Consider the following 25,241-nt stretch of genomic DNA (forward strand, 5'->3'; position numbering starts at 1 on the left):
AGGACTTGCCCAAAAGGCAAGCAACTGCGGCAATGCCACAACCGCTGACCTCTTCTTGTATCACTGGTTTTAACTATGTGTTTTTTCCAAAAAATTCTGCGACCCCAGATCACAATAACAACAGAAAGACCATTCTGTAGACAAATCAGAACATTATGTTGAAAGATAGTAGTTAGTGAACAACTGATAAACCAGCAAGCATCATGAATACAGGGAGTTTCAAATGCGGGTACTGATTGTTGATTTGAATAATTTTTCTCGTTATCCGACCTTGTCTGTCGGTTATCTGACCAGTGTACTCAGACAACACGGGCACGATGTTGAGGTGCTATCACCGCTGGCGAGAGGTGTTTCTGGCTATCCCAGACTGACCAGAGCACGGCGACGGGAGCTGTTTGTGAACTATCTCAAGTTCTGGACCGCGGTCAGTCGAAATCGATTTATCCGGGCCAGTCGACGCAAATTGCAAGGCTGGCATCAGCCGGGCAATGATGATGATCAGCAAGTCATTACTGACTACTTCAAAGAGATGCTCAGTAAAAGCCCGGACATCGTGCTTATTTCTGCCTACACCATGTACTTTGATATCACCACAGCGCTTGCCAAAGCAGCCAAACAACGTGATATTCCGGTTATGGTCGGTGGCAGTGCTTTTGTCTACCCCGAAATTGCCAGAAAATGGCAATCCATCCCGGGGGTGAGTGCAGTGTTTGCCGGGGAACCTGAAAACAATCTGCCTGAGCTCATCGAAGCCATCATTAGCCAATCTGCACGGGATAAATTTCAGGGCTTATTACATCAAGACAGCACAAATTATCAGCCTGCAGCACCACTCTATCCGCTTGATCAGCTACCATTTCCAGACTTCTCTGACTTTCCCTGGCAGGCGTATCCGAACCGGGTAATTCCGATCATGACCGGCCGAGGCTGTGAATGGGACATTTGTAGTTTTTGTTCAGATGTCGTCAGTGCTTCGGGCAGACATTTTCGGTCAAGAAGCCTGCAAAATGTCATCGACGAGATGCGTTTTCAACACAGTCAATTCAACAGCGAATTATTTGTATTTCTGGATCTGAAACTCAATTCTGATCTATCACTCTGGCGGGGTTTGATTGCCGAAATTCCAAAGTCCTTCCCAAAAGCGCAATGGACAGCCTCACTTCATGTCGACACGCGTGCTGACAACGGACTCAGCCGGCAGGATCTGCAACAGGCCGCCAAGGCTGGTTTGTCGCGTATTACCTGTGGCTTTGAATCCGGTAGCCCGGATATCCTGAAAAAAATGGCCAAAGGCATCAAACTCGACCGACTGTCAGCGTTTCTCCAGGATGCACATCATGCAGGCATCAGTGTCCGTTTGACCGCCATTATCGGATACCCAGGAGAAACCGCCAGCGATATTGCTCTGACCACCGCCTTTGTCAATGCGCATCGTGACTACATCGAACGGATCATGCTCAATCGCTTCACACTGATGCCAGGTACCCCTGTGGCTGACATGCTGACCAACACTCCTGAGCAACACCCGGAATTCACTGTCCGTGATTTGAATACACACAGCGCGACCATCGATCATCACAATCAAGCCATGAACAACAGCCGATACCAGTTTGAGGTATTTCGCTTAATGGCAGCGGTTCACAAGGTCAATCGTAAACCGCTGAAAGCCTCTGCACGTGAATTTGAAGGGGTCATGTAGCAATACTGCTATTCAGAATTGCTATCTGCAGGGTGATGAATACCGTCAACTGTCTCTACCTCGCCAAGCTCAAACGGATTTACTCCCTCAAGGCAGGCAACGTTAAAACCATATTCATCAGGATTGGAACGACGTTGATGATGCGTATAAATGCCGCACACTGAGCAAAAATAATGTCTGGCTGTCATGGTATTGAACTGATAAAGACGCAACATCTCCTCCCCTTTCAGGATTCGGATATCTTGCAAGGCGGCAGAAGCCGCAATCGCGCCGCGTCTTCGACAAAAAGAACAATTACAACGTCGTGGACTGACCAGCCCGTTAGGTAAATACACCTCAAACTCAACAGCGCCACAGTGACATGATGCACGGTGATACTCACGGATTTCGGTACTGCCGACCTTTTTTATCACGATTCATCTCCCTAACGAATGCCATTACTTATAACAACAGAGCTTGAAATTGATTCCCGGCAGGACTATATTAACGACATTACATCGAATAATGGAATATTAAGTGGAAGCCTGTAACCAAGATGAACATCATTCACCGCAGCCACCGGTCGCTGAACCAAGTATTCAACAATTGGAGCGCACAGCTGCATTGTTCAAAGCACTCGGAGATCCTGCGCGACTGGCATTGCTCTATCGCCTGCGATTAGGCGAACGATGCGTAGGAGATCTGGTGGGTGATGACAAACTGTCCACAGTATCAGCGCGTTTGCAAACCCTGCTCAATGCCAATCTGGTTTCCCGGCGACGCGATGCCAGACATTTGTATTACAAACTTGCTGACCAGCATGTTGTTGAACTGTTCGAAAACGCTCTCGAACATGCCAACGAAAAAACTTTAACCCAAGGAGACTGACATGAGCTGCAATATTCACCAAGATCATCAGCACAAGCACGGTCCTGACTGTGGCCACACTCAAATCGAACACGATGGCCATATTGATTTTTTACACGACGGACACTTGCATCACCCACATGAGTCGCACATTGACGAGCACACTATCGGAGTGACGGCGAAAAACCCGGCAAACTGTACGCCGCACCATGAATGTGCCGGTCACGATGCAGACCACGTTCATGGACCAGATTGTGGTCATGAGGCCATTCCACATGGCGATCACATTGATTATCTGGTGAACGGCCATCTGCATCACCCGCATGGCGATCACTGTGATGATCACGGACCGGTCAAAGTGCTCAACTAGACTCACGTTTGTAGATTTAAGAGCACCCATCAAAAGGGCCAGAGAAAATTCTCTGGCCCTTTTTTGTGTCACAACATCAGGCATAAGTCAGGTTTTCTGCGCTGATCATTCGCTCATTTTGCACCACTTTTATATTTTGGCCGACATGGCACAAATTCTGCTGTTTTCGCTGGTGAACACTCTATAAAGCTCAGGATCCCGCTATTTAACATCGCAACAGCAAATCCTTCGCACCGATAGAGTGCTGACTTCTCTAGCGGAGACTGATTAATGCCAGATATGAGTGCACTGGATGCATTATGGGTTTTAATTGCAGCAATGCTGGTTCTGATTATGCAGGGTGGATTCCTGTGTTTGGAGTCTGGTCTTACCCGCAGCAAAAATGCGATTAACGTCGCGCTTAAAAACGCCTTTGACTTGATCGTTGCCGCCATACTGTTCTGGCTGTTTGGTTTCGGCATTATGTTTGGTGCCCATGAGGGCCTGCAACTTGATACCCACTGGTTTATTGCCGACTTTTCCAGAGACGAGTTCTGGCACGCCAGTTTTTTCTTTTTCCAATTAACCTTTTGTGCCACCGCCGCCACGATTGTGTCAGGCGCTATCGCCGAGCGTAGCCGCTTTCTGGTTTACATCATTATTACTGCCCTGATCAGCCTGCTGCTCTATCCTGTGTTTGGTCACTGGTCGTGGAGCAGTGCCGTCAATGAATCTCCCGGCTGGCTGGAAGCCATGGGGTTTACCGATTTTGCTGGCAGTACTGTGGTTCATAGTGTGGGTGGCTGGGTAGCGCTGGCCGCGGTGATTGTTATCGGTCCACGAACCGGGCGTTTTATTCGCGGTAAAGTACAAAACATTCCGGGCAGCAATCTGCCATTGGCAATCCTTGGCATGCTGTTCTTCATGATCGGCTGGATTGGCTTTAATGGCGGCAGCACACTGGCTTTTACCACCGCCATTGCTGGCATTATCGTCAACACTATCATTGCCGCGGCTGCCGGAGGCATTACCGCCATCCTGCTTTCGATGACGCAGCAGGATAATAGTCAGACTACTTCACTGACCATTAACGGCACATTGGCAGGATTAGTGGCCATCACTGCCGGAGCCCATGTAGTTTCAACACCACAAGCAGCCATTATTGGCGGTCTTGGCGCACTGGTGATGTTTCTGGCTGAAAAACAGATGCACCGAATGCAGCTTGATGATGCCATTTCGGCAGTGCCTGTTCACCTGGCTGCCGGTATCTGGGGCACATTGGCCGTGGCTATTTTTGGTGATTTGCAATTGCTCGATACTGGCTTAACTCGCACAGGCCAATTGCAGGTTCAGCTACTGGGCATCGCTGCCTGTGCTTTATTTGTGTTCCCGTTGTCACTCAGTTTCTTGTTGTTACTGAACCGCTACACACCATTGCGTGTTAGCGCCGAAGCTGAACGGCAGGGGCTTAATGTTTCAGAACATGGTGCAAAAACTGAACTCAGTGATTTACTTTCCGCCATGCAAACGCAAGAGCGTAGCGGTGATCTGAAACAGCGGGTTCCGGTTGAGCCTTTTACCGAAGTCGGTCAGATTGCCTCTCAATACAACCGGGTGATTGCTAATTTGAACCGTATGGTGACTCGCACCCGTTTAATAGTGCGAGATATGCGCGATGGCGTTATCACCTTTTCCAGCCAAGGCATTGTCACCAGCGCCAATCCCGGCGCCGAAATTCTGTTTGGTTTGCCTGCTCACCAATTGGTTGGGCAACCCACTGATGTGTTGCTGCACGAACAGAATAAACAAACCTACACAGCAACATTACCCGAGCATTTATTTGTCACCTTAGCCAGTAGCCAACAGCCTGGGCCCTATGAAATAGTCGCCAAAAACAGCAAAGGAACCCCTTTCACTGTCGAAGTCACAACCACTGCCAGCCCGACCGATGAGGGCGTGCAATACAGCGCCATGCTGAGAGATATCAGCGAAAGAAAAAAGATGGAGGATCGTCTGCACCGTCATTCTGAGCTGGCTCAAGTGACCCTGGAAGCCATCACTGAAGCTGTCGTCACCTGTGATGCCGCCTATAACATCGTCTATCTAAACCCAATGGCCAGTGAATTGCTTGGCCAGACAACAGAGCAGGCATTTGGAAAACCGATTGATGAGATTATTCTCATTGAAGACGCTGACGCGACTCCAATTCACATCACATCACTGTGTCTGGAGTATTCAAACAAAGCACAGAAAAAAAAACCAACAGCGTTTATTTATCTTGAGGAATCAGCAAGGTGGTGAGTTTGAAGTTCAACTCAACTGTGCGCCCTTGCTGGATACCAACCGACAGAATATAGGCTGGGTGGTGGCACTTCAGGACATCACCCAAAACAGTCGCTTGCAGAAGATGCTGACCTTTCAGGCAGTGCACGACACCCTGACGGGGCTCATCAATCGCCGTGAATTTGAAAAGCGTCTGGAATCACTGCTCGATGAAGCACATCACGATAAAGCAGAACATCTGCTCTGCTATCTGGATTTAGATCAGTTCAAACTGGTCAATGACACTTGTGGGCACCGAGCCGGTGATGTGCTATTGAAACAGCTCTCAAGCCTGCTGAAACCCGTGCTGCGTCAAACCGACACGCTGGCAAGGCTGGGCGGTGATGAATTCGGGGTATTGCTCAGCCATTGCCCGATTGAAAAAGGTATGGATATTGCCGAGACGCTGCGAAAAACTGTCACCGCTTTTCGTTTTTCCTGGGATGGTCAGGTGTTTTCGGTTGGCGTCAGCATCGGTTTGGTCAGTATTACCGAGGTCAGTGGCAGTCTGGATGAAGTGTTAAGTCAAGCTGATGCCGCTTGCTATGCAGCCAAAGACCGCGGACGTAACCGGGTGCACCTGTTCCAGCCGGATGACCTTCAGGCACAGGAACGCCAAGGCCAAATTCAGTGGGCCAGCCGCTTACAGGAAGCACTCGATAAAGACCTTTTCCGACTTTATTATCAAACGATTATTCCGCTGGAAGACAGCGATAACACCATGCCGCATTATGAAATTCTGGCTCGCATGATAGGTCCTGAAGGTGAAGTCATTCCACCTGGTGCCTTTATTCCAGCGGCTGAACGTTTTGGACTGATGCCCAAGATCGACCAATGGGTGATTCGCAATACACTGGCCTGGATGGGCGATCAACTCCGCCAAAACCAGCAGCCGGTATTTTGCACAATTAACCTGTCTGGTGCCTCTATTGGCCGCGATGACTGCTTGCAGTTAATTCAGGAACAACTGGAAAAGCGCAAAGTGCCGGCAAATAATATTTGCTTTGAAATCACCGAAACCGCTGCCATCGCTGACCCAGCCAATGCCGGTCGCTTTATTGCCGAACTCAAACGCATGGGTTGCCAGTTCGCTCTGGATGATTTTGGCAGTGGCCTGTCTTCTTTCGGTTATTTAAAACAGCTACCCGTTGATTACCTGAAAATTGACGGCTTTTTTATTCAGGATCTGGCCAATAACCGGATTGACCAGGCCATGGTCGCTTCGATCAATAACATCGGCCATATTATGGGATTAAAGACCATTGCCGAATTTGTCGAAGATGCAGCGACGCTGGATATCCTGCGTCAGATCGGCGTGGATTATGTGCAAGGCTATTACCTGTCACGGCCAGAACCACTGGAGTCTCTCAACAGTGTCAGGGTAATGCCACGCTAGTGCTGGTTATTCGCCTTCAGGACGGACTTTGCTTATTTGATCACGGCAGCGCAGACCGCCCAGCAAGCCGAGCGCCAACATACAAAAAACGGTCACCAGCAAGTCATCATTGATCAACATCAGTCGGCCGAAATACAGACTTACCAATGCCAGCGTTACCAGTGCCAGTAACAAGCTGGCCGCGACACCCACACGAAATGCCAGTGCACGAGGCAGATTTTTACTCCGGCACCATTTACCTACCAGCGCGATATAAACGTAGTAAATCAACAGTCCGATGATGGCGTAGCTCAATTGCATTTTCTGTTCCTTATGCTGATGACGAGTGGCAAATGCTTTACTGACCGAGAGTCTGCAAGCTACATCAACTGCAACGCTGATGAATTTGTGCATTGGTCAAAATAAAGGCAGCGCTATCAATGTCGGCATCATAAGCGACATTGAGCATTGCTGCCGCCACACATTGTACCGAGACCGGTCGAATGGCTTTGGGAAGCCACGGTGTCAAAGGCCTAAAGACCATATAGGTCAGCTTTTCAGCAAACCGGCCATCATCAGGTCTGCCCAGCAGCAGTGAGGGCCTTGCGAAAAACACACTGGGTAAATCAAGTGCCTGAATATCACGCTCCACCTCACCTTTGACTCGACTGTAGAAACTCAAGGAATTCACATTGGCCCCCACAGCGGTAATGACTCCCAGACGCGCCACTGCAGCCGATTTGCAGGCACGGGCAAATGCAACCGCCAGCTCATGATCAATCTGCCGAAAAGCGGCTTGACTGCCTGCCTGTTTTTGCGTGGTGCCCAGCGCGATAAATGCCAGAGAATCAGCCGGAATCAACGATCTGACTTGCTGTTCCAGTTGCTGAAAGTCAACAACCTTAAGGTCCAGTTTTGCAATATCTGCACCTGCAAACTCATCCGATAAGGCCAAATCACGGCGGCTGATCACAATCACTCTGCTGATATCCGCCCGAACACTCAGTTGCCTGACCAACTGCTTGCCCACCGCACCGGTAGCTCCTAACACAATCGCTATGTCGTTCATCTATTGGCAGTCTCAGGGTCGTTAGCATCTAATGATTCAAGATGATGCGTTTAAAGGCTATTTTAATCAAACCAACGGAAAGCTTTTTGCTTGCTCCCGCAGAGGGCAAAAAGTATTCTTATCGGCTTTTGATTGCGCACAACACTCAGAAAAATCTGCCGCAGCGCAGCTCAGAGATGAGTCCTCACGCACACTAATAGAGCCACACATGAAAAAAATAATCGCTTGTCTACTCGGTCTGTTTGCCACAACCAGCCATGCGACTAACGGTATCAATCTGATTGGTTTTGGCGCTGAATCCACCTTGATGGCTGGTGCTGATGTGGCGGTGGCACGCGACAGCAGTGCGCTCAACACTAATCCGGCCGGTCTGGCACAAATCGACAACAAGCATTTTGATGTTTACGGCTCGCTGCTGCGGATCACTGATTTGTCTCACAAGGATCAATTTGGCAATGACCGGCATGCCAGCAACCGCTACACCGGTCTGGGTGGCATGGGCTACGCACAAAAACTGCAAAATACCCCCTGCACGGCGGGACTGGGTTTGTTTGCTCAAGGCGGCTCGGGCGGTGTGTTTGAAAACCTCAACACGGCCTTTGGCACACGGGATGAATATTCCGGCTTGTTTGCAGTCGCCAAAGTCACCACGGGCCTTGGCTGTAAAGTTAATGACAAGTGGTCAGTGGGCGGCAGCTTTGGACTGGTCTATGCCCAGGCAGAACAGAAAATTTTTCCCAATACCTCTGTGCCGCCCGACTTTGCCGGTATTTCCATCAAAGGCGCTGACAGTCTGCGCACCAGCTTTAAGCTGGGCATTCAATATCAAGCGACTCCTCAGCTGACTCTGGCGGCAGCTTATACCGGCAAAACTGAATTGCCGTTGAGCGGCGGTCAATTGAAACTCAATATGACCGGCGCCGGGCTGGGCGTGGTCAAATACCGTGACGTCAAATTGAACGGGCTGGCCTTGCCCGAAGAAATTGCTGTTGGCGCTGCTTATCAAATGAATGAACGTCTGCTGTTGTCTCTGAAAATAAACTGGATTAACTGGTCTGATGCCATGCGATCAAATGTACTGATCGCCAGAAAACCGGACAACGCGGCTCTGCCGGATATTCGTAATACAGCGGCCATGGACTGGAATAATCAGCTGGTGTATGCCCTAGGCATGGCTTATCGCTATAACGACAAACTCACCTGGTATGCAGGCTATAACTACGGTAAAAACCCAATCCCTAAAAACAATAGCAATCCTGTGGTGGCGGGTATTTTTGATCACCACCTGACCTTTGGTGGCAGTTACCAACTAAGTTCGGAATGGTTGATGTTTGCCGGAATCGAATATGATTTTCGCAAGAAGGTGAACTACAGTAATTCTGATTTACCGTTTGCTGATAATGCTCAACTGCGTAACGAAGCCGTTTGGTTACATGTGATGCTCAGCAGGCGCTGGTAAACGCAGACAACTCCGACAATCTAAGCCCATTGCGGCATATTGGTGTTGCGTTTGTGCTGATACATGCGCTGATCCGCCAGCATTCTCAGCTCATCCACGTTACTTACCTCGCTCATACTGGCCAACCCGTAACTCACGCCGGCCTTATCAAAACCATTGCGGTGTAAATGCTTGATGGTGTCGTCAATGCTTTGCCTGATGCTATCAGCAAGATTGGAGCTATCGCTGAGAATGGCAAATTCATCGCCGCCCATGCGATGCAGCACACCCAAGCCGCCAAGTCTGGTCGACAACGTACTGGCAAACAGCTGCAACAGTTCATCACCTTTTGAGTGCCCAAAAGTATCGTTGTACAGCTTGAGGTTATCCATATCCAGCAGCGTAATCATGCCGTTGCTGCTCATTTTTTCCAGCGCTTGATCCATGGCATAGCGATTAGGTAAACCTGTCAGTGCGTCATGATGTGCGATCTGCAGACTATGCCGTACCAGTGCCAGATTTTTCTCTTTGTCCCGATAAACTTCGGCAAACTGATAGCCCAAGACCAGACCGATCAGCAATACTTCGACAGTGACCGCCAGCAAACCAATATGTTCGATATAAAGGGTATAAATGCCTTCCAGATCCTTGCTGGAAATCGCAAATGAGCCAATGATAAAAAATGCAGCTATCGCCACCAGATAATAATAGGCAATTTCATAGCCTTCGTAGGCACGTACCAGTGCCGCTATCAAGCCATACAACATCATCAAGCCGACGCCATAACGAGCAGACTCGATCACCCAGTGATGATTGAACAAGGCTGCCAGCAATAGCCCAGCCATCAGCACTAGAAACAGCGTCGCTAATCGGTCCAGCAGAGGATGTGTCTCCGCCGTGATCTGCAACAGATGCTTGGCAAACAGCACATAGGCAAAGTTACTCAGTAAAATCGGCCCGCCGACAAAATAAAACCAATGAATATTGAACAGATCGGGCGTAAGCAGCAATGCCGTGCTGTTGTACAACACGTTCATCCAGATAAAAAAGGTGTACATGATTTCGGTGGTACGCCTTCTGACCAGGGCCAGAATCGCGTAATAAACCCCCAGACTTATCAACACGCCAAGACTGACCAGCGTGATGAAATTGCCCCACTTTATTGCCTGACGATAATTCGACAAGGTATCCAGATAGGGTTGAGGTTCGGCAATAAAATAAGGAGAAGTCAGCTCAGTGGTGAGCTGATATTGGCCGGGAGGCAGACTGAACTCACGACCATGGCGCAAGAAAAACTCATTGGTCGTTTCAGATTGAATACCGCCCTTGGCCACTGCCACGATATTGCCTTGTGCATCCGTTATGGTGTGCTGAAATCGCCCCAGTGAACTGGCGTTTTTGAAATCAATGACAATGTTTTCGCTGGCATAGCGGATTTCAAAACTTGTCTGAAACACAAAACGCCCGCCTGTCAATTTGGGGGCGGCAATCGCTTCGGAGGGTTGTTCAGGAAACTGCCAGTCAGATCCAACTTGATACCACTGTCCGACAAATTCCTGTTGAGCAAAACCTACCGCAGGAAAGACGATCAGTAACAAGCACACCAAGTTCAGTGTCCAGGTGCGCAAATTCGCCGTAATCAACTGACTGTATCGCATTGTCAAAGACGGCCTTGATACGCAACAAATAACAGTATTATCATCAACTTGGGCATTTCGACACGACTTTATAAGTAGCTAATAATTTACCATATCAGCCGTGGTGACAGCGAGCCTGGAAGCCTCCTTATACCTTGACCTTGTAGCCAGTTTTGAATATCCAGGCAATAAACAATAAAAACGACAGCAAAAATACAGAAATCATTACCAGACTGGCCGTGACGCTGACATCCGCCGTGCCGTAAAAACTCCATCGGAAACCACTGACCAGATACACCACTGGGTTAAACAAGGTCACTTTCTGCCAAAAGTCCGGCAACATGCTGATCGAATAAAACGTGCCGCCCAAAAAAGCCAGCGGTGTCACCACCATCAGCGGAATCACCTGCAATTTTTCAAAGCCATCGGCCAGCAAGCCCAGGATAAAGCCCAACAAGCTGAAGGTAATGCAAGTCAGCATCAAAAACAGCAGCATCCAGAATGGGTGCAAAATCGAATAATCAACAAATAATCGTGCCGTCAGCAGAATCAAGCCGGCCAAGATCAATGATTTAGTCGCCGCCGCACCGACATAGCCAATGACAATCTCAAAGGCTGACACCGGCGCTGATAATACTTCATAGATGGCGCCAGACCACTTGGGCATATAGATGCCAAATGAGGCATTGGAGGTAGATTCGGTCAGCACCATCAGCATAATCAGACCTGGAATGATAAAGGCGCCATAACTGACGCCACTAATATCGGTAATGGCAGAGCCGATGGCCGAACCAAATACAATAAAATACAAAGACGTCGATAATACCGGCGAGGCGATACTCTGCAACGGTGTGCGCCAGCTTCGATGCAGCTCGGACAAATAAATGGCCTTGATGGCATACCAATTCATCGTGTCTCCTCCAGCAGACTGACAAAAATTTCTTCCAGTGTGCTCTGTTTGGTTTGCACATCACTCAATGCGATACCGGAACGGTGAACTGCCGCCAGCACCTCGGTCACATGATTACTCGGCTGATTATCGTCATAGTCATAAGTCAGTGTTTTGCCCTCAGCACCTATGTGTAAGACAAATTCACTCAGCTCATCAGGCAAATGACCAATCGGCGATTGCAACTGCAAAATAAGCTGCTTGCGGCCCAGTTTTTTCATTAAATCCCACTTGTGATCGACCAGCAAAATCTCGCCACGATTGATAATGCCTATGCGATCAGCCAGTTCTTCTGCTTCATCGATATAGTGGGTAGTCAGAATAATCGTCACCCCAGTGCGTCGAAGTTTTTCCACCATCAGCCACATATCACGGCGCAGCTCAACATCAACGCCTGCAGTTGGTTCATCAAGAAACAACACCTCGGGTTCATGGGCCAGTGCCTTGGCGATCAACACCCGCCGCTTCATACCGCCAGACAGTGATTGAATTTTGCTGTGCCGCTTATCCCACAGCGACAAGGACTTTAAGATCGTTTCCAGATAGTCGTCATTAGGCGGTTTGCCAAACACGCCGCGGCTGAACACCAGCGTTCGCCACACCGTCTCGAAAATATCAATCGACAACTCCTGCGGCACCAGACCAATTTGTTTCCGCGCTTGCCGAAACTGTTTGACCACGTCAAAACCACCTACCAGGACTTGGCCCTGACCGACATTGACCAAGCCACAAATAATGCTGATCAGCGTGGTTTTTCCGGCCCCATTCGGGCCGAGCAAGGCAAATATCTCGCCGCGTTTGATTTGCAAATCTACCTGATTCAATGCCTGAAAGCCGGAGGAGTAAACCTTACTCAGCTTGCGTACATCAATAACGTTTTCATCCAAAACGGACTTCCTTTTTTAGCTGGCTGCTCAATAGCGTTATAGCAGTGTCAGACCACATCTCTGGCGATAAATTTTTAAACCTGCAAATTGAATGGTTAAAGCACAGATATTTTAGGCAATGCATGGCAGATATTCATTGCTGCCTGGCTCAGGCATAAGCTGCAAAAAGTATCTACCGCACAAGCTATTCGGTCGCGTCTTTGATGCCGATAAAAATGATCGAGGCAGGCTTTTGCGTTTTGGGATGAACGGGTTCACGCATTTCCAACAAACGCAGTCCATTGTTTGAAAAAAGCGCCAACCAGCTCTCCAACGTTCTGAAATACCACGGTGCAGGCTCGACAAAGCTGGAGTCAAATCCATCCCACGAACCTTCGCGCCAGCCATCGACATAGGCTAAGTCTCCACAGGCCACTTGTGGATGCAGGGTCTGCACAATCAAAACGCCAGCAGGGTTTAGAACGGAAGGTATCGCAACAAACAAATGTTCAACCGACACTTGACCCAGCAATGAAAAATTACACACCGCGACATCAAACTGGCGTTTGTTCAGTGCATTTGCAAGTTCATCAAAAGTCGCCACAATAAAATCACCGCCATCTGCGGCCTTGGCCGCGTCAATCAGTGATGACACGGCATCTACGCCCAACAATTCCGGTACTTGTGAGGCCAGCTCCCGCAACAGCCAGCCTTCACCACAACCGATATCAAGCACTGATCTGGGTGACTGTTCAAGAATTGCCTCAATAATCGCCCTGTTAGTCACCAGACGACGACTTTCGATATGCTGACCTCGCACCGCCAACGTCCACTGAGTCACGTTCTTGGACCACGACTCGACAATTTTCATGTCATTGGGTGATTGCTGCGGTTTGTCCATGTCAGTTCAGCGGCAATGTGATCGTGTTATGCCTCATGTTTGCCTGCACGTTTTGACAGCCAGCCATGAATCAACCCCGCCTGAAAAAACTGAACCGGCAACTCAAAGCCACCGGATGTAATAATTGAGGCAATTTTGCCAGCAGGCAAAACGCCCACATCATTGGCATAAGCCTTGCGCATACGTTCTATCGCATCTGCTGAAACGTCCGCAGCAGACATCATATGCATCCAGGCCTGCAGTAACACTTCGTACTCTGGCGACTCAATGTCCGAGGCAAGATCGCTGCTTGCAAGCAGGCCGTCAGGCTTGAGTCTGGCGGCAATTTCGCTGAAAAATCCCGAGCGCGCAGCTTCATCCAAAAGGAATTGAGACACCAGAAAACAGGTTGCGGCGTCATATTTTTCAGGGGCGTGGTGCGAATCAAGATAACCTTCATGAAACACACATCGTGCGGCAATGTCCGCCTGTTGTGCTCTGTGCCGACAAATATCCAGCATCGCACCGGATGGCTCCACCGCGGTAAACGTCCATCCAGGATTTTCAGTGGCAAGATAAATCAGCTCATCGCCGGTGCCCACCCCCACACAAAGAATATTTGCGTCTTTCGGCAGATCAGCCAGCGATGCCCCCAACAGCAAATGCAGGCAATGCCGGATCGGTACTGTTTTTGCCCATTGAGCGTCATAGTTTGCAGCCTGCTGATTAAATAAGGCTGTTATCTCATCCTGATGCATTTTAATTTTCACTATGGGCTGGCTAATTTTCTGACGCTGTTCGTCATGGTGACAGCTATGCGCAAGTAGCAATCGCAAACATTTGACCTGCCAAAATCAGGTTGGATCTGATTACCCTTGATACTTTTTTCAGGCTATCGAACTGAACAGGGGCCAGCGACTTCTATTTCACACCATACCAGTGCAGTGCCATCTGTCGTATGCCCATACGATTCCCGGCAGTCCGGGTTTGCCACTCGCCATGCAGGATCATTTTCGTTAGGAGTGCTTGGTGTGACGCCCATTTGGTAAGGCCCTCCACCGCTACACTTGGTAGCCGCCTCAGTGAAGGCAATTGTGCGCGCCATACCAATGGCGGTATCGCGGTGGTTTTCAGCATACCAGGCCGGACTACCCGCTCTGGCACAAACAAAACCTTCAGGATAAACCTCACGGCAATTGCTGGATGCCTGCGGAATCGGTGGACGCGGGGTTAGCTCAACAACTGCTGATGGCTCACGTCCTGATGCTGACGAACGACTGGAAGCTGAATTGGCACTTCCGCTTCGGGACCCCGTATTTTGCGATTGTGCCTGCGCCAGAGCCCGGTTTCGTTCAGCATTGATTTGCGACTGTGGTACCGGCGCATAGATCGAGCCTGATTTGTTGCCATCATTAGAACGACTACGACCTGATGGGCTGTCCTGTCGATTGTACAAATAGCTTGGTTGTGTTCGTTGTCCCCACTCGGCCATGCTTTGCCTTCTGCGCTGCTCTGCATAAGCATCCTGACGACGTTGAAAGTCTTCTGTCTCAAGACGTTGCTGCTCAGCCAGGCGGGCCTCTTGCTCTGCCTCTTCTTGACGTCGGCGTTCGTACTCACTTTTTTCATAAGCCTTCATATTCTGCTTTTGCTCAGATATGTAAGCCTGATCAGCTTGTTCACGGCTTTGCTGAATGGCAGCAATCTGGTTGCTGGTGCGAGGTAACTGCTCACTTTCAGCATCAGGTGCTCTTGCTACAGGTGTAGCGCTGGTTGCCGACGCCCGAACATAACCAACAAGTTGCGCGTTTTCTGATGATCGCACCTGCAGCCAGCTGGCATTGCTTCGATTCAGCACCTCAAGTGATGATCCTGTTGGCAAAGAGACAATCACGCTGCCTTTGTCATTTGCAGATTCATACAACGGTGTGCTGCTTTTCACATAAATAATTTCAGGTGCCGCCACCTGTCCACGCAGGCTATCCAAAATGCCGCTGCGAATATCGGCATAAGCCACGGACGTTGAGAGCAAGACATCGGCCATGGTAGCAATCACTACGACTATCGAAGCTGTAAATGCAGGATATTTCATGATCTCATTCCGTTTTTAATGGACGACGCTCGAGGTATTTCGCATCTACATATCTGAATATTTGATCCGGTTTTGAATCAAGCTCGCACGAAGCATGGCGTGCCAATACCTGAAATCCGTTAAGAATCTCCGGAACATCGAATGACTCGAAACCAAATTGATCCCTACGAACTCGGCACTTGCCAGACAAATTACTTTCGACCAGAAACGGCCCCCGCATCAATACCAATTCCATGGACGGTGCTTCGTTTGGCCTATAACAAACGTCACCGCCTTCGCCCGTGCCAACATTGGCTCTAAACGTTACCAGAGATGGCAAGCAGTAGTGACTTACATCATCGTATACTGCACGCACGCTGCCAGCCCATGAATATGCAGGTTTACTTACGAACTCTCCCGACTCTTTATCACGCACAAGTCCGCCTCTCCTGTTTAGCAAAAATGCTTGAGGTGGGGTGTCTACGTTGAGCAAACCAGATGCCTCCATGTAGTCTCTACTGAAAGACGTTCCGGGGTGGTCACCTACCCCGCTAAGCACGCGGATTGAATCGCGGTAGAAAATTTCTTTTGTTGGCAGATTCCAATCCGAATGGCCAGCATAGGTAAATGTTTTCCAGAAAGCAGGGAGCTGCGCATGACTGTACTTGCTGGCTGTGCCTGAACAAGGCTGATCAGCCTCGGGGGTATAGCTTGTGCCGACAGGACACGCCATCCAGTCCACCCGTATCAGGTCATACACCTCTTCTTGTGTGCGCTGGATAACGGAATACACCGAAATGGTGCCATCGCCATTGTTTTTGTAGATATTGTCCGCGACCGACAATTCAAGTGCGCTTCGATCCTGTAGATGTTTATATTTTCCTGTTGAAGACGGGCTGGGCTCTGCTGCCAACTCAAGATTCTCGCGTGTGTAGCGAATGCGACTGTTGGCAAGTACATTCACATCAACATTATCGGATGCCTGCCCCTTAAGCTCCAGGGCATCCCGATAAAATTTGGCTTCTCGGCCGTAATCAAGATAGCGACTGGCGAAAAAGCCAGCCCAAACATCATCGCCGGTTCCGAAAAGGCCCAGCGCTTTGTAGTAGAGCAAGTCGCCTTCAATCTTCAGTCCAGACTGCTCCAATACCCGGATCTGCTGGTCAATTTCGACATAGTTGTTGGTTTCCACTGCAGACACTAACCTTTCGATAGCAAGTTCCTGCTGAAAACTCATCTGCTCTGTCGAGTAGGCCACTCCTGAATATGCAACAAACAATAAAGCCCAAATCAATTTCATCTGCTGTCCCTTTTTTATCAAATTTGCTCAGGCATGGCCTTGTACAGAGCGGCCTTCCATAGCTCAAACTTTTTATAACACAGAATTATTAAATTTGGTGGGAAAAGGATTAGCTGATGCTCCCCAATATGCTGATTAACCTTTTCTGGCAACGATGAATACCGATTCATGGCTGCTCTGCCATTCACGTTCAATAGTAAAACCTGCATTCAATAATTTGGAAACAAGCTGATTTTTTGTCAGGCGACTGACATAGGGAGCCAATCCAAGCAGTTGCATGCCAGAAATCAACCAACGAAAAGCAACATTGATTTCTGCTACCAGTGAAGTGCTGGATACAAAAACACCCTCCGTTTTTAGCAATCGATGAATGTGAACAATCGCCCCGTCAACGTCTTCCAGAAGATGCAGCACATTCAGCCCCAAAACAGCGTCGAAGCTTTCATTCTGGAATTTGAGACTGTCCAGTGTGCCTTGCTGAAAAACAATGTTATCTACCTGAGCTTCAACTGCTTTTCGCCTTGCCGCGTCAATCATCTTGTCTGAGATATCCGTTGCGACAATCTGTTTCACATAAGGGGCATGCAAAATAGCAGTACCACCACTGCCGCAGCCAAACTCCAATACCGTCCAATCTGATTTCAAAAACTCTCGGGTAATTGCCAGTTTCTGCTGATATGAAGCTTGATCCTTGATGGGCCGTTTAATGTATTTTTCTGCACATTTATCCCAAAATTTCTTTGAATCTTTCATTACGCTCAATATTCCTGCAGTGTCCCGTCAAGCTAACAAACGTCAGACAGCACCCATCAATAATCAGTCACTGCCGATGTTTTGTATCAAACAAACTGCCCGGCAGCATGACCGGACGCCCAGGCCCACTGAAAATTATGGCCACCTAAATGCCCAGTCACATCAACAACTTCGCCAATGAAATACAGGCCCGGATGATCCTTGCAGGCCATGGTTTTGGACGATAACGCATCGGTGTCAATGCCGCCCAAAGTCACTTCGGCAGTGCGGTAGCCTTCTGTACCGGAGGGCTTGACGGTCCACGGCTGACAATGTGATACCACCTGTTCAATATCACTATCCGAAAGCTGGCCAACCGGCTTATCTTCAATCCACTGCTCACACCAAAGCTGTGCGACTCGGCGGGTCAGCTTGTCAGCCAGAAGTGTTTTCAGCGCGGTTTTAGGTTTTTCACGACGCATTTCCGTTAAATACGCCGTTAAATCAATGTCGGGAAACATATCTATTTTTAATGCGTCACCGGGTTGCCAATAACTGGAGGCCTGCAATATCGCCGGGCCACTCAAACCGCGATGGGTAAACAAAATATTTTCACGAAATGAACAGCTATCGGTTTCAGTCACCGTATCCACGGAAATACCGCTTAATTCCACCAGCGGCTTGAGTTTGTGATCATCCAGCACCACCGGAACCAGGCCGGCTCGTGTCGGCAAAACCGGAATATTCAGTCTGCGGGCCAATTCAAAGCCAAACCCGGTCGCTCCCATTTTGGGTATCGACAAACCACCGGTAGCGATGACCAGGGAGTCACACTGCAATCGACCTTGCGGTGATTCCAGCAATTTGAGTTCATCGGTCTCCAGCACCTGAACCGGCGAATCGGTCTGAATCGTCACGCCAGCCGCATCGCATTCACGCAGCAGCATCTGCACGATATCTTTTGACGAGTTATCGCAAAACAACTGACCCAGCTTTTTCTCGTGGTAGGCGATCTGATGCTGTTCGACCAGTTCAATAAAGTGCCATGGGGTATATCGGCTGAGCGCTGATTTGACGAAATGCGGATTGCTGCAGATAAAGTTTTCCGGCGCGGAATACATATTGGTGAAGTTGCAACGACCACCACCAGACATCAGGATCTTTTTGCCGACCTTGTTGGCGTGATCAAGCACCAATACCCTTCTACCCCGTTGCCCGGCGGTAATCGCACACATCAAGCCAGCAGCACCTGCCCCGACAATAATCACGTCGTAATGGTTGGAAGTTTTATTCAGACTGGTCATGTGTGGGCATTTTACGCAAAAATGCCCTGACAGGTTTGGCGTCAGGCAGAAACGTTCGCTGGCCCAGCAAAGCTGAATTATCCAGCCACGGTTTCCAACTGCTCTCAGATAGGGGGCAAACGAAACGATTGATTGCTTGTTTCAATTGGCCCTGAATCGTTTGAGCACAGGCTTGAGTCAGTCAAACTAGCCGACCGACCTGATTTTGTTAATTACCCACCGCGTAGCAGCTTGAGATATCCGGCCACTCTTCAGCCTTAATCGTGGTGTAGTGTCTCCAGAACTCATTGTCGATGGCCCGCAACCTGGCCGGTGTGTCTTCGCGACGGTAGCGTGCCAGTTGTGACGGACCACCGTTGTAGGCAGCGTAGGTTGCCTTGATCAAATTATCATCACCGCCGGGCTGTTCATGCTCGCCTCGCCGGATCGCGTAATCAATCAGGTAATGGGTCAGAATTTCGATGCCGGCGTTGACGTTGTAGTCGACCTCATCACTGAGGCGATCAAGATCATAGACGTTACGCCAGACACGGCCGTTGATCTGCATCATACCTACAGCACCAATGGGTGAACGCAGCACCTGAGGATCGCTGGGTGAGCCTGCAAGTTGCCGCCAGCAGGATTCTTTCCAGGCAGTGGCTCGCACCAGGGGATCAAGTCGTTCTGCCAGTCTATCCGGCAAACGATCATTTTCCGTCAGCCAGGCACTGGCCTGCTGTTCCAGTAATCTGGCGACCAGATCCAGGTATTCATCGAGGATCGCCAGTCGCGGCACCACACCTCTGAGCGCCTCGGCCGGTGGAATTTCATCGGCATAGGCAAACGGCAACAACCAGGATCCTGTCCGGCGAAACCCTTCGGCAATTTGTCGGCTAAATTCCGCAGTTGTGAATACGCTCACCTGTTTGTCATCAAATCCAAACAACTCACGGAACTCGGGATCAACCTCCAACGGCAACGGGGTAAAACTTGGAGGCACTGCTTCAGCCAACAGCAAGCGCGCAAGCCTGCGTAAGCCGTCTCGAGTGATCTCCAAACCATACTCAGGGCCAAGGGCATCCAGCGCCCGCAGCGCATCGCCACCAGCCATGAAGGCAGCCAGCCTGAAATCCACTTCCAAACCGGGGATTTCCAGACCTTCAAGTTCGCCCATCAATGGCCGCAGCCGATCCCATGAAGTCAGGAACAGTTCTCGAACCGGATCAGCAGAGGGATCATCAAGCGTAAGCGCCTCAGCAATGGCGTACCGTGCGTCCAGCAGCGCGGCGAGCAGTTCAAGTCGCAAGACTGGGGAATCTGTTGAACGAGCCAGCATCGAAATGATGGTGGTCAGAAAGCCATCAAATTCATCTTCAAGTGTTTGCCATTGGGCCATCTCGCTGGCGTCCAAGGTGGGCTCAGGCACTTGATCGGCCAGATCAAAGGCGCGAACCTGGAAAGCCAGCCAGGCTCTAATGCCTGCTTCTTCAGTTTGCAGGCGGGCAATGTGGGTTCGCTGAACCAGAGACTGCTCACCCTCTTGCGTGCTCGCCGGTCCCAGTAATTGCTCGATCAGTTCATCAAGGCTGTTCAGTGGCCCGGCCAGGTCAATTTGCACGCGATTCATGCGCGGCAGCAGCAACGCATCTGCAATGAGTTGAACGGGTTTGAGCAACAAATCAGAGCCACCGTTTGGACGCGACAATTCGATCGAATCAGGCACAAACTCAATCGCCAGCCCCGATGCCGTCACTCGTGGCGTCAATTTCAATGCAAGATGGCCCTGCCAGGGTCTCGGCCCTCGGCAGGCACCGAGCACATTGGCACCCGTCGTTGCCGTCAGCGCCATACCGACAGACAGTTTGTCATCCTCGGTCACCAGCATCATGTCGGACAACTCAATCCGGTTGCATGGGTCACTGCTAATCGTGCTCTGGCCAGTCTCATCGAAGTCAAGGACGCGACCGATCGCGGCCTGAAGATGCGTGGTTTCAGCCAGCAAAGGGATCTCAACCTCGCCCGCAGACAGCGCGTTCGAGCTATATAGGAAGAAAAGCAGCCAGCCAAACCGTTTCATTTGACGTTCCAGTGTTTTAGAGCGTGATAATTTAAACAAAATCAAGGAACAAGCAAGAAAAATCAATAGAGTCAGCCACTGACGCCATGCGTCCTGAGAGGGCTGCCTAAAAGAAGCGCAAAAAAAGTGTTTCGGGGACAAATTGTTTTGGCAGTTTGTGTATTACTGAGCGCACCGTTGCCCCTTTAGGTCCAGGGATCAATAGGGTCAGAGTGTTTGATTTCTTCCCTCCTTTGCGCTGGCACACCAACACGCCCACATTTTGAGCATAATCAAATATTTACAACCAATTAATTCCAACTGGCCGGAGCGGGATTTGTACTTGAATTGGCACTCGCGCCATTAGCACAAGTGGCGTTGAGGTTGAATGTCGCCCTGAAGCGGTTTGTTATGCTTTTTTCTCATTACCAGCTTCATCCCAGTCACCCCAACCTAAAAAATTCAATGGCTTAACTTTATCAATATTCTTGAGATGGTCACCCCAGTTTTTCAAACTCTCTTTCAAGTGTAATTCGAACTGTTCTGGCGACATGTATGTATAGCCTTTGTTTTGGATTTCAGTCGATAAAAAAGGTGGCAGTACCGAAAACCCCATATAGTGAAGTGAAAAATTGATTGATCTCAATAATGTTTCAATCTCCCCTCCACCTCTACCATTTTCAGTGAACGTAGATTTTGGCGCACCAGAAGTAACAGAACAAAAGGCTCGCTTTCCTCTGAAATATCCTTCGTCGTATCTCATTCTGCTGGTATACAAACCACTTACAAATACCCTATCAAACCACCCTTTTAACATGGCTGGTTGTTGATGCCACCATAAGGGAAATTGAAAAATTACAAGGTCAGCATTTTCTAACCGTTTAATTTCTCTCTGAACATCATCAGGAAGAGTATTTTTTTCATAGGCGCTTCTTTGCTCTGACAGAGGATCAAATCTATCAGTCTGTACACGCTCCTTATAATGCTCGGCCTTTTCTACAGGTTCAAATCCCTCTCCATAAAGATCTGATACCTCGACAGAGTCACCTAGAGACTCAAATATATCTATTGCGACATCTTTCAGCGTGCCATTAAACGAGCCAGCTTCAGGGTGACAATATACGATCAATACTTTCAATTTCTAATCCTTTATTTATTTAGCATAACTCCTAGCTCTGCGGGAAATTTGGAGCGCAGCGCCTTTTTACTTGCCTCGTCCCAAGATCAATAGGGTCAGCCCATTGATTTCAAACCGAGTTACTTCCCAGGAAATATAACACCGGCAACTAGCGCGGCTTTATAGTGAACAAAGCCAGAACGAAAAAGGCGTCGCCGTGCCTGGCATTGTTAGGGCGAGCCTACTATAATTGTACGGAAATACCGTACATAAAGGTGCAACACTATGGATACCATCAGTGTAAACAAATTCAGAGATAACCTTAAGAGCGTTGTAGAACAAGTGGTTAGCAGGCATGAACCACTCAAGGTGACACGACGAGCCGGAGAAGCTTTCGTTGTGATAAGCGCCGACGATTGGGAGCGAGAGCAGGAAACGCTTCATGTTCTCCAAAGCCGAAATCTCATGCAGCAGATTGCCGCCTCTCTTGAAACCCACAACCGTGGTAAAGGCTATATACCAACTGATGAGCAGATGAATGAGATCACTGGTATTTGAAGGCAACACCTGGGAAGCCTATGAAACTATGCGTGATAAAGACAAACGATTACACAAGGCTTTGTGCAAATTGCTCAAGGAAATGCTGCGATCAAACGATCCTACATCCGGTTTAGGAAAGCCTGAACCACTCAAACACAACCTCGCTGGCCTATGGTCCAGGCGGATATCACAGAAAGATCGTTTAATTTATCGTTTCGATGAAAAGTCCATTTATATCTTCGCTATTGGTGGTCATTACGATCAGTCCTGATGCCCGCCCTCACGCGCAATTTTGGAGCTGCACAGCAGCGAAAAATTTGTCGCCGTGGAGCCGATTGTTATGTTTCTTTGCCCATGATAGAGTGTGTATATCTTTGATAAAAATACACATAGGTGATTTATGAGAACCAACATTGTTATCGATGATAAATTGATGATGGACGCCCTTAAGGCATCCGGCTTAAGCACAAAAAAAGAAGCAGTAGAACAAGGACTTAAGCTTTTGGTGCGTCGTAGCCAACAGCAGGAAATTCGGAAGCTCCGGGGGCGCGTCAAGTGGGAAGGCGACCTGGATGAAATGCGGGGCGGCAAATGATTCTGGTCGATACCAGCGTCTGGATCGACTACCTGAATGGCGCCCCGAGCCAACACACCGATGCTCTTGACGCTGCTATTGTCGAGGGAGTGGTTGCTATGGGAGATTTGATTTTTCTTGAAATCCTTCAGGGGATCCGAGATGACAGAGAGTACCGCACGACTAAGCAAAGCCTCATGACGTTGGATCGGCTTGAGATGTTTGGAAAAGGCATGCCAGAAAAATGTGCAGAAAACTACAGGGCGCTGCGTAAAAAAGGAATGACCATTCGAAAAACAACAGACGTAATTATTGCGACGTTTTGCATCGAGCAGCGTCTGCCCCTGCTTTTCACCGATCGCGATTTCATTCCGTTTGTTGATCATCTTGGTTTGGTCTCGGCACTGCCGGAAACATAACGCCGAGCACAGCGGCGCGAGTTTGCGAGCGTCCGGCGGCCATCGGCCGCGAACTGCTGCGACTTGTTATAACTTACGCCCGAATATGACATCGTTGTGATACGAAATGCTATGCTCGGATATCTCATGGCCTTCCGTAGTCCGTAAATCTGAGAGAGTTAATTCAATTGCACCATAATCACAGAGAACATGGTGATTCGGGCAAAGCACTATGACATTACCCGGGACATCAGACCCATTGTGAGGAGCGCCCAGTGGTATTATGTGATGAGCTTCAGAATAAGTTTTCCCGTCAGATAAACTAACAGCCATACCACAAATCTGACAACGATCCTGATGCAACACTTTAATCTTCCTCGCCAGAACCGTGTCCCGCAGTACCCTATATGTTAGAGAATACGCGCGGCTGGGCTCCTCAACACCCTCTGGCAAGTCCGAGGCCTTTGGCGTCTCTTGCAAGTGCGAGCGTAGACCCCAAACACCAGCGCCTAGACCCTCCACGGAAAAGAAAAGGTCTCGCCCGCCTTTAAAGCCAGCAGAATCAGACGAAAGATCCTGGATACGCCTTCTTACAACTGACTTCCATGTACTCGGAAGCCCAGTACGAATCTGCTCAATCTCGGCGTAAAGCGCGTCATAGCTCGCACTTCCACCGAGATTTTCAAATGCTTTGATAATGTCTGTATCCCAACTCGACATCAGGACTCCTCGTTATAACGCTGAGGTAACCGGCGCCGGAGCGACAGCGGAGGGGACCAAAAGTGGGAATCAAGGGGTCAGCCAACTTGATTTTGATATTTCGCACTTTTCCTGTCCCCTCCGTGAGATGTTAACGTCGCTGGCCTTCCAGTTTGTTTGCATACCCAATGTTGAAAGTTTTCATTGCCAAGAGCCTCTCCACGAAGAGTAGCGTCAGTAATTTTTTGATTCTCTTTCCCTAACGCCATTTTGTCCATCATTAATTTATATCGGGTAGCTCTTTCTTTTTTGGTAGCTGCCAACTCAAGATAAAGTGGATGCTCTGTTACCAGCTGATCTACTTCGCCATGTGCGTTGTGGTGATAGCTGGACCATGGGTATTCGTGGATTTCTTTTACCATATCGGCTTTTACTGGATTCATTTCAATATAGTTGTATAGCCTAAAAAGATAATTCTCACTATCTACCAAGCAGGATTTGAAACGCCCTTCCCAAATAGTGCCAGTGCGTTTTCGGCCGGCATTAAAATATCTCACGTAACGATTCGTCATCGATTGCATAAATGCAGCAAGTTCATGTTTACCTTTGGGAGTGAGGAGTAAGTGCAGGTGATTTGTCATGATGACGTAAGCATGGAGCTGACAATCTGCTTTATGAAGCGATTCTGCAATATCACTGAGGATCCGGGTCATGTCCTCTTCATTTTCAAATATGTTTTGACGATTATTACCCCGATGCATGATGTGCAGAGGCTGATCGGGTAGTACCAATCGAGGAAGTCTTGCCATGTCGTTACATCCTTGTAGCGATAAGATTTTGGTTACTTTATAACATCAGTTTACGGAATCAAACCAAATCAAGTTGGCTGACCCCTTGATTCCCCACCCCTTGATTCCCCTAACATCAGTTTACGGAATCAAACCAAATCAAGTTGCTGACCCTTGATTCCCAACCTTCGCTGGCCTATGGTCCAGGCGGATATCACAGAAAAGATCGTTTAATTTATCGTTTCGATGAAAA

At 49.0% G+C, this 25,241-nt stretch carries 26 protein-coding genes; 10 read left to right on the forward strand and 16 right to left on the reverse strand.

Annotated features, from left to right (window positions below; translation table 11 throughout):
- Positions 1 to 223 precede the first annotated feature (223 nt).
- Positions 224 to 1,699, forward strand: coding sequence for a B12-binding domain-containing radical SAM protein (locus tag MPL1_RS12290; RefSeq protein WP_009727458.1), 1,476 nt, complete (start codon positions 224 to 226; stop codon positions 1,697 to 1,699).
- A gap of 8 nt (positions 1,700 to 1,707) precedes the next feature.
- Here the strand turns inward: MPL1_RS12290 and MPL1_RS12295 are convergent, their stop codons facing one another.
- Positions 1,708 to 2,112: a GFA family protein gene (locus tag MPL1_RS12295; protein WP_009727459.1), complete on the reverse strand. Its 405-nt coding sequence runs from the start codon at positions 2,110 to 2,112 to the stop codon at positions 1,708 to 1,710.
- Positions 2,113 to 2,215: 103 nt separating this feature from the next.
- Here MPL1_RS12295 and MPL1_RS12300 point away from each other — a divergent pair, with 103 nt between their 5' ends.
- From MPL1_RS12300 to MPL1_RS13895, 4 genes are all read left to right on the forward strand, one after another.
- A complete protein-coding gene (locus MPL1_RS12300; protein WP_009727460.1) occupies positions 2,216 to 2,566 on the forward strand; it encodes an ArsR/SmtB family transcription factor in 351 nt (116 codons plus the stop codon).
- A 1-nt stretch (position 2,567) separates the two neighbouring features.
- On the forward strand, positions 2,568 to 2,915 hold the full coding sequence (locus MPL1_RS12305; RefSeq protein WP_009727461.1) for a hypothetical protein: 348 nt from the start codon (positions 2,568 to 2,570) through the stop codon (positions 2,913 to 2,915).
- A gap of 270 nt (positions 2,916 to 3,185) precedes the next feature.
- Positions 3,186 to 5,195: an ammonium transporter gene (gene amt, locus MPL1_RS13890; RefSeq protein WP_009727462.1), complete on the forward strand. Its 2,010-nt coding sequence runs from the start codon at positions 3,186 to 3,188 to the stop codon at positions 5,193 to 5,195.
- On the forward strand, positions 5,173 to 6,612 hold the full coding sequence (locus MPL1_RS13895; protein WP_009727463.1) for an EAL domain-containing protein: 1,440 nt from the start codon (positions 5,173 to 5,175) through the stop codon (positions 6,610 to 6,612). The genes amt and MPL1_RS13895 overlap by 23 nt, the downstream gene beginning before the upstream one ends.
- A 6-nt stretch (positions 6,613 to 6,618) precedes the next feature.
- On the opposite strand, the gene MPL1_RS12315 is transcribed toward MPL1_RS13895, so the two are convergent.
- Together MPL1_RS12315 and MPL1_RS12320 are read right to left on the reverse strand one after the other, a co-directional pair.
- The gene (locus tag MPL1_RS12315) at positions 6,619 to 6,912 is read right to left on the reverse strand and encodes a hypothetical protein (protein ID WP_009727464.1); all 294 of its coding nucleotides are present in this window, start codon (positions 6,910 to 6,912) and stop codon (positions 6,619 to 6,621) included.
- Positions 6,913 to 6,976: 64 nt separating this feature from the next.
- Positions 6,977 to 7,660, reverse strand: coding sequence for an NAD(P)H-binding protein (locus tag MPL1_RS12320; RefSeq protein WP_009727465.1), 684 nt, complete (start codon positions 7,658 to 7,660; stop codon positions 6,977 to 6,979).
- Between the two features lie 208 nt (positions 7,661 to 7,868).
- On the opposite strand from MPL1_RS12320, the gene MPL1_RS12325 reads away from it, so the two are divergent.
- Positions 7,869 to 9,119 carry an OmpP1/FadL family transporter gene (locus MPL1_RS12325; protein ID WP_040577163.1) on the forward strand — a complete coding sequence of 417 codons (1,251 nt, stop codon included), beginning with the start codon at positions 7,869 to 7,871 and terminating at the stop codon, positions 9,117 to 9,119.
- A 20-nt stretch (positions 9,120 to 9,139) separates the two neighbouring features.
- Here the strand turns inward: MPL1_RS12325 and MPL1_RS12330 are convergent, their stop codons facing one another.
- From MPL1_RS12330 to MPL1_RS12380, 11 genes are all read right to left on the reverse strand, one after another.
- Entirely contained in the window at positions 9,140 to 10,756 is a 1,617-nt protein-coding gene (locus MPL1_RS12330; RefSeq protein ID WP_009727467.1) for a sensor domain-containing diguanylate cyclase, read from the reverse strand.
- A gap of 127 nt (positions 10,757 to 10,883) precedes the next feature.
- Entirely contained in the window at positions 10,884 to 11,645 is a 762-nt protein-coding gene (locus MPL1_RS12335; protein ID WP_009727468.1) for an ABC transporter permease, read from the reverse strand.
- On the reverse strand, positions 11,642 to 12,571 hold the full coding sequence (locus MPL1_RS12340; protein WP_009727469.1) for an ABC transporter ATP-binding protein: 930 nt from the start codon (positions 12,569 to 12,571) through the stop codon (positions 11,642 to 11,644). Before MPL1_RS12340 ends, MPL1_RS12335 begins: the two co-directional genes overlap by 4 nt.
- Before the next feature lie 184 nt (positions 12,572 to 12,755).
- Positions 12,756 to 13,451 (reverse strand): class I SAM-dependent methyltransferase, encoded by a 696-nt coding sequence (locus MPL1_RS12345; RefSeq protein WP_009727470.1) that lies wholly within the window; start codon positions 13,449 to 13,451, stop codon positions 12,756 to 12,758.
- A 26-nt stretch (positions 13,452 to 13,477) separates the two neighbouring features.
- Positions 13,478 to 14,200: a class I SAM-dependent methyltransferase gene (locus MPL1_RS12350; RefSeq protein WP_200858814.1), complete on the reverse strand. Its 723-nt coding sequence runs from the start codon at positions 14,198 to 14,200 to the stop codon at positions 13,478 to 13,480.
- A gap of 122 nt (positions 14,201 to 14,322) precedes the next feature.
- Positions 14,323 to 15,522, reverse strand: a complete 1,200-nt coding sequence (locus MPL1_RS12355) for a hypothetical protein (protein ID WP_009727472.1) — start codon at positions 15,520 to 15,522, stop codon at positions 14,323 to 14,325.
- A gap of 4 nt (positions 15,523 to 15,526) precedes the next feature.
- Positions 15,527 to 16,801 carry a hypothetical protein gene (locus MPL1_RS12360; protein WP_009727473.1) on the reverse strand — a complete coding sequence of 425 codons (1,275 nt, stop codon included), beginning with the start codon at positions 16,799 to 16,801 and terminating at the stop codon, positions 15,527 to 15,529.
- A 135-nt stretch (positions 16,802 to 16,936) separates the two neighbouring features.
- Complete coding sequence (locus MPL1_RS12365) at positions 16,937 to 17,554, reverse strand: class I SAM-dependent methyltransferase (protein WP_009727474.1); 618 nt, start codon at positions 17,552 to 17,554, stop codon at positions 16,937 to 16,939.
- 86 nt (positions 17,555 to 17,640) lie between these two features.
- Positions 17,641 to 18,837, reverse strand: coding sequence for a BaiN/RdsA family NAD(P)/FAD-dependent oxidoreductase (locus MPL1_RS12370; protein ID WP_009727475.1), 1,197 nt, complete (start codon positions 18,835 to 18,837; stop codon positions 17,641 to 17,643).
- 208 nt (positions 18,838 to 19,045) lie between these two features.
- Positions 19,046 to 20,893 carry a lytic transglycosylase domain-containing protein gene (locus MPL1_RS12375; protein ID WP_009727476.1) on the reverse strand — a complete coding sequence of 616 codons (1,848 nt, stop codon included), beginning with the start codon at positions 20,891 to 20,893 and terminating at the stop codon, positions 19,046 to 19,048.
- Between the two features lie 388 nt (positions 20,894 to 21,281).
- Positions 21,282 to 22,010, reverse strand: a complete 729-nt coding sequence (locus MPL1_RS12380) for an NAD(P)H-dependent oxidoreductase (protein ID WP_009727477.1) — start codon at positions 22,008 to 22,010, stop codon at positions 21,282 to 21,284.
- 264 nt (positions 22,011 to 22,274) lie between these two features.
- On the opposite strand from MPL1_RS12380, the gene MPL1_RS12385 reads away from it, so the two are divergent.
- From MPL1_RS12385 to vapC, 4 genes are all read left to right on the forward strand, one after another.
- The gene (locus tag MPL1_RS12385) at positions 22,275 to 22,547 is read left to right on the forward strand and encodes a type II toxin-antitoxin system Phd/YefM family antitoxin (RefSeq protein WP_009727478.1); all 273 of its coding nucleotides are present in this window, start codon (positions 22,275 to 22,277) and stop codon (positions 22,545 to 22,547) included.
- The gene (locus tag MPL1_RS12390) at positions 22,528 to 22,800 is read left to right on the forward strand and encodes a Txe/YoeB family addiction module toxin (protein WP_009727479.1); all 273 of its coding nucleotides are present in this window, start codon (positions 22,528 to 22,530) and stop codon (positions 22,798 to 22,800) included. Before MPL1_RS12385 ends, MPL1_RS12390 begins: the two co-directional genes overlap by 20 nt.
- A 129-nt stretch (positions 22,801 to 22,929) precedes the next feature.
- On the forward strand, positions 22,930 to 23,124 hold the full coding sequence (locus MPL1_RS12395; RefSeq protein ID WP_009727480.1) for a type II toxin-antitoxin system VapB family antitoxin: 195 nt from the start codon (positions 22,930 to 22,932) through the stop codon (positions 23,122 to 23,124).
- Positions 23,121 to 23,522 carry a type II toxin-antitoxin system VapC family toxin gene (gene vapC, locus MPL1_RS12400; RefSeq protein ID WP_009727481.1) on the forward strand — a complete coding sequence of 134 codons (402 nt, stop codon included), beginning with the start codon at positions 23,121 to 23,123 and terminating at the stop codon, positions 23,520 to 23,522. Before MPL1_RS12395 ends, vapC begins: the two co-directional genes overlap by 4 nt.
- 66 nt (positions 23,523 to 23,588) lie before the next feature.
- On the opposite strand, the gene MPL1_RS14485 is transcribed toward vapC, so the two are convergent.
- Positions 23,589 to 24,221 carry an HNH endonuclease gene (locus MPL1_RS14485; protein ID WP_009727482.1) on the reverse strand — a complete coding sequence of 211 codons (633 nt, stop codon included), beginning with the start codon at positions 24,219 to 24,221 and terminating at the stop codon, positions 23,589 to 23,591.
- 77 nt (positions 24,222 to 24,298) lie between these two features.
- On the reverse strand, positions 24,299 to 25,009 hold the full coding sequence (locus MPL1_RS12410; protein WP_009727483.1) for an REP-associated tyrosine transposase: 711 nt from the start codon (positions 25,007 to 25,009) through the stop codon (positions 24,299 to 24,301).
- Positions 25,010 to 25,241: the final 232 nt, after the last annotated feature.

This window comes from Methylophaga lonarensis MPL (assembly GCF_000349205.1).
Classification (GTDB): domain Bacteria; phylum Pseudomonadota; class Gammaproteobacteria; order Nitrosococcales; family Methylophagaceae; genus Methylophaga; species Methylophaga lonarensis.

Excerpts from the sequence above, each read along its gene's own strand:
- MPL1_RS12290 (WP_009727458.1), top strand. The coding sequence starts at position 224 with ATGCGGGTACTGATTGTTGATTTGAATAATTTTTCTCGTTATCCGACC.
- MPL1_RS12305 (WP_009727461.1), top strand. The coding sequence starts at position 2,568 with ATGAGCTGCAATATTCACCAAGATCATCAGCACAAGCACGGTCCTGAC.
- amt (WP_009727462.1), top strand. The coding sequence starts at position 3,186 with ATGCCAGATATGAGTGCACTGGATGCATTATGGGTTTTAATTGCAGCA.
- MPL1_RS12315 (WP_009727464.1), bottom strand. The coding sequence starts at position 6,912 with ATGCAATTGAGCTACGCCATCATCGGACTGTTGATTTACTACGTTTAT.
- MPL1_RS12320 (WP_009727465.1), bottom strand. The coding sequence starts at position 7,660 with ATGAACGACATAGCGATTGTGTTAGGAGCTACCGGTGCGGTGGGCAAG.
- MPL1_RS12325 (WP_040577163.1), top strand. The coding sequence starts at position 7,869 with ATGAAAAAAATAATCGCTTGTCTACTCGGTCTGTTTGCCACAACCAGC.
- MPL1_RS12330 (WP_009727467.1), bottom strand. The coding sequence starts at position 10,756 with ATGCGATACAGTCAGTTGATTACGGCGAATTTGCGCACCTGGACACTG.
- MPL1_RS12335 (WP_009727468.1), bottom strand. The coding sequence starts at position 11,645 with ATGAATTGGTATGCCATCAAGGCCATTTATTTGTCCGAGCTGCATCGA.
- MPL1_RS12345 (WP_009727470.1), bottom strand. The coding sequence starts at position 13,451 with ATGGACAAACCGCAGCAATCACCCAATGACATGAAAATTGTCGAGTCG.
- MPL1_RS12355 (WP_009727472.1), bottom strand. The coding sequence starts at position 15,522 with ATGAAATATCCTGCATTTACAGCTTCGATAGTCGTAGTGATTGCTACC.
- MPL1_RS12360 (WP_009727473.1), bottom strand. The coding sequence starts at position 16,801 with ATGAAATTGATTTGGGCTTTATTGTTTGTTGCATATTCAGGAGTGGCC.
- MPL1_RS12365 (WP_009727474.1), bottom strand. The coding sequence starts at position 17,554 with ATGAAAGATTCAAAGAAATTTTGGGATAAATGTGCAGAAAAATACATT.
- MPL1_RS12370 (WP_009727475.1), bottom strand. The coding sequence starts at position 18,837 with ATGACCAGTCTGAATAAAACTTCCAACCATTACGACGTGATTATTGTC.
- MPL1_RS12375 (WP_009727476.1), bottom strand. The coding sequence starts at position 20,893 with ATGAAACGGTTTGGCTGGCTGCTTTTCTTCCTATATAGCTCGAACGCG.
- MPL1_RS12385 (WP_009727478.1), top strand. The coding sequence starts at position 22,275 with ATGGATACCATCAGTGTAAACAAATTCAGAGATAACCTTAAGAGCGTT.
- MPL1_RS12390 (WP_009727479.1), top strand. The coding sequence starts at position 22,528 with ATGAGATCACTGGTATTTGAAGGCAACACCTGGGAAGCCTATGAAACT.
- MPL1_RS12395 (WP_009727480.1), top strand. The coding sequence starts at position 22,930 with ATGAGAACCAACATTGTTATCGATGATAAATTGATGATGGACGCCCTT.
- vapC (WP_009727481.1), top strand. The coding sequence starts at position 23,121 with ATGATTCTGGTCGATACCAGCGTCTGGATCGACTACCTGAATGGCGCC.
- MPL1_RS14485 (WP_009727482.1), bottom strand. The coding sequence starts at position 24,221 with ATGTCGAGTTGGGATACAGACATTATCAAAGCATTTGAAAATCTCGGT.
- MPL1_RS12410 (WP_009727483.1), bottom strand. The coding sequence starts at position 25,009 with ATGGCAAGACTTCCTCGATTGGTACTACCCGATCAGCCTCTGCACATC.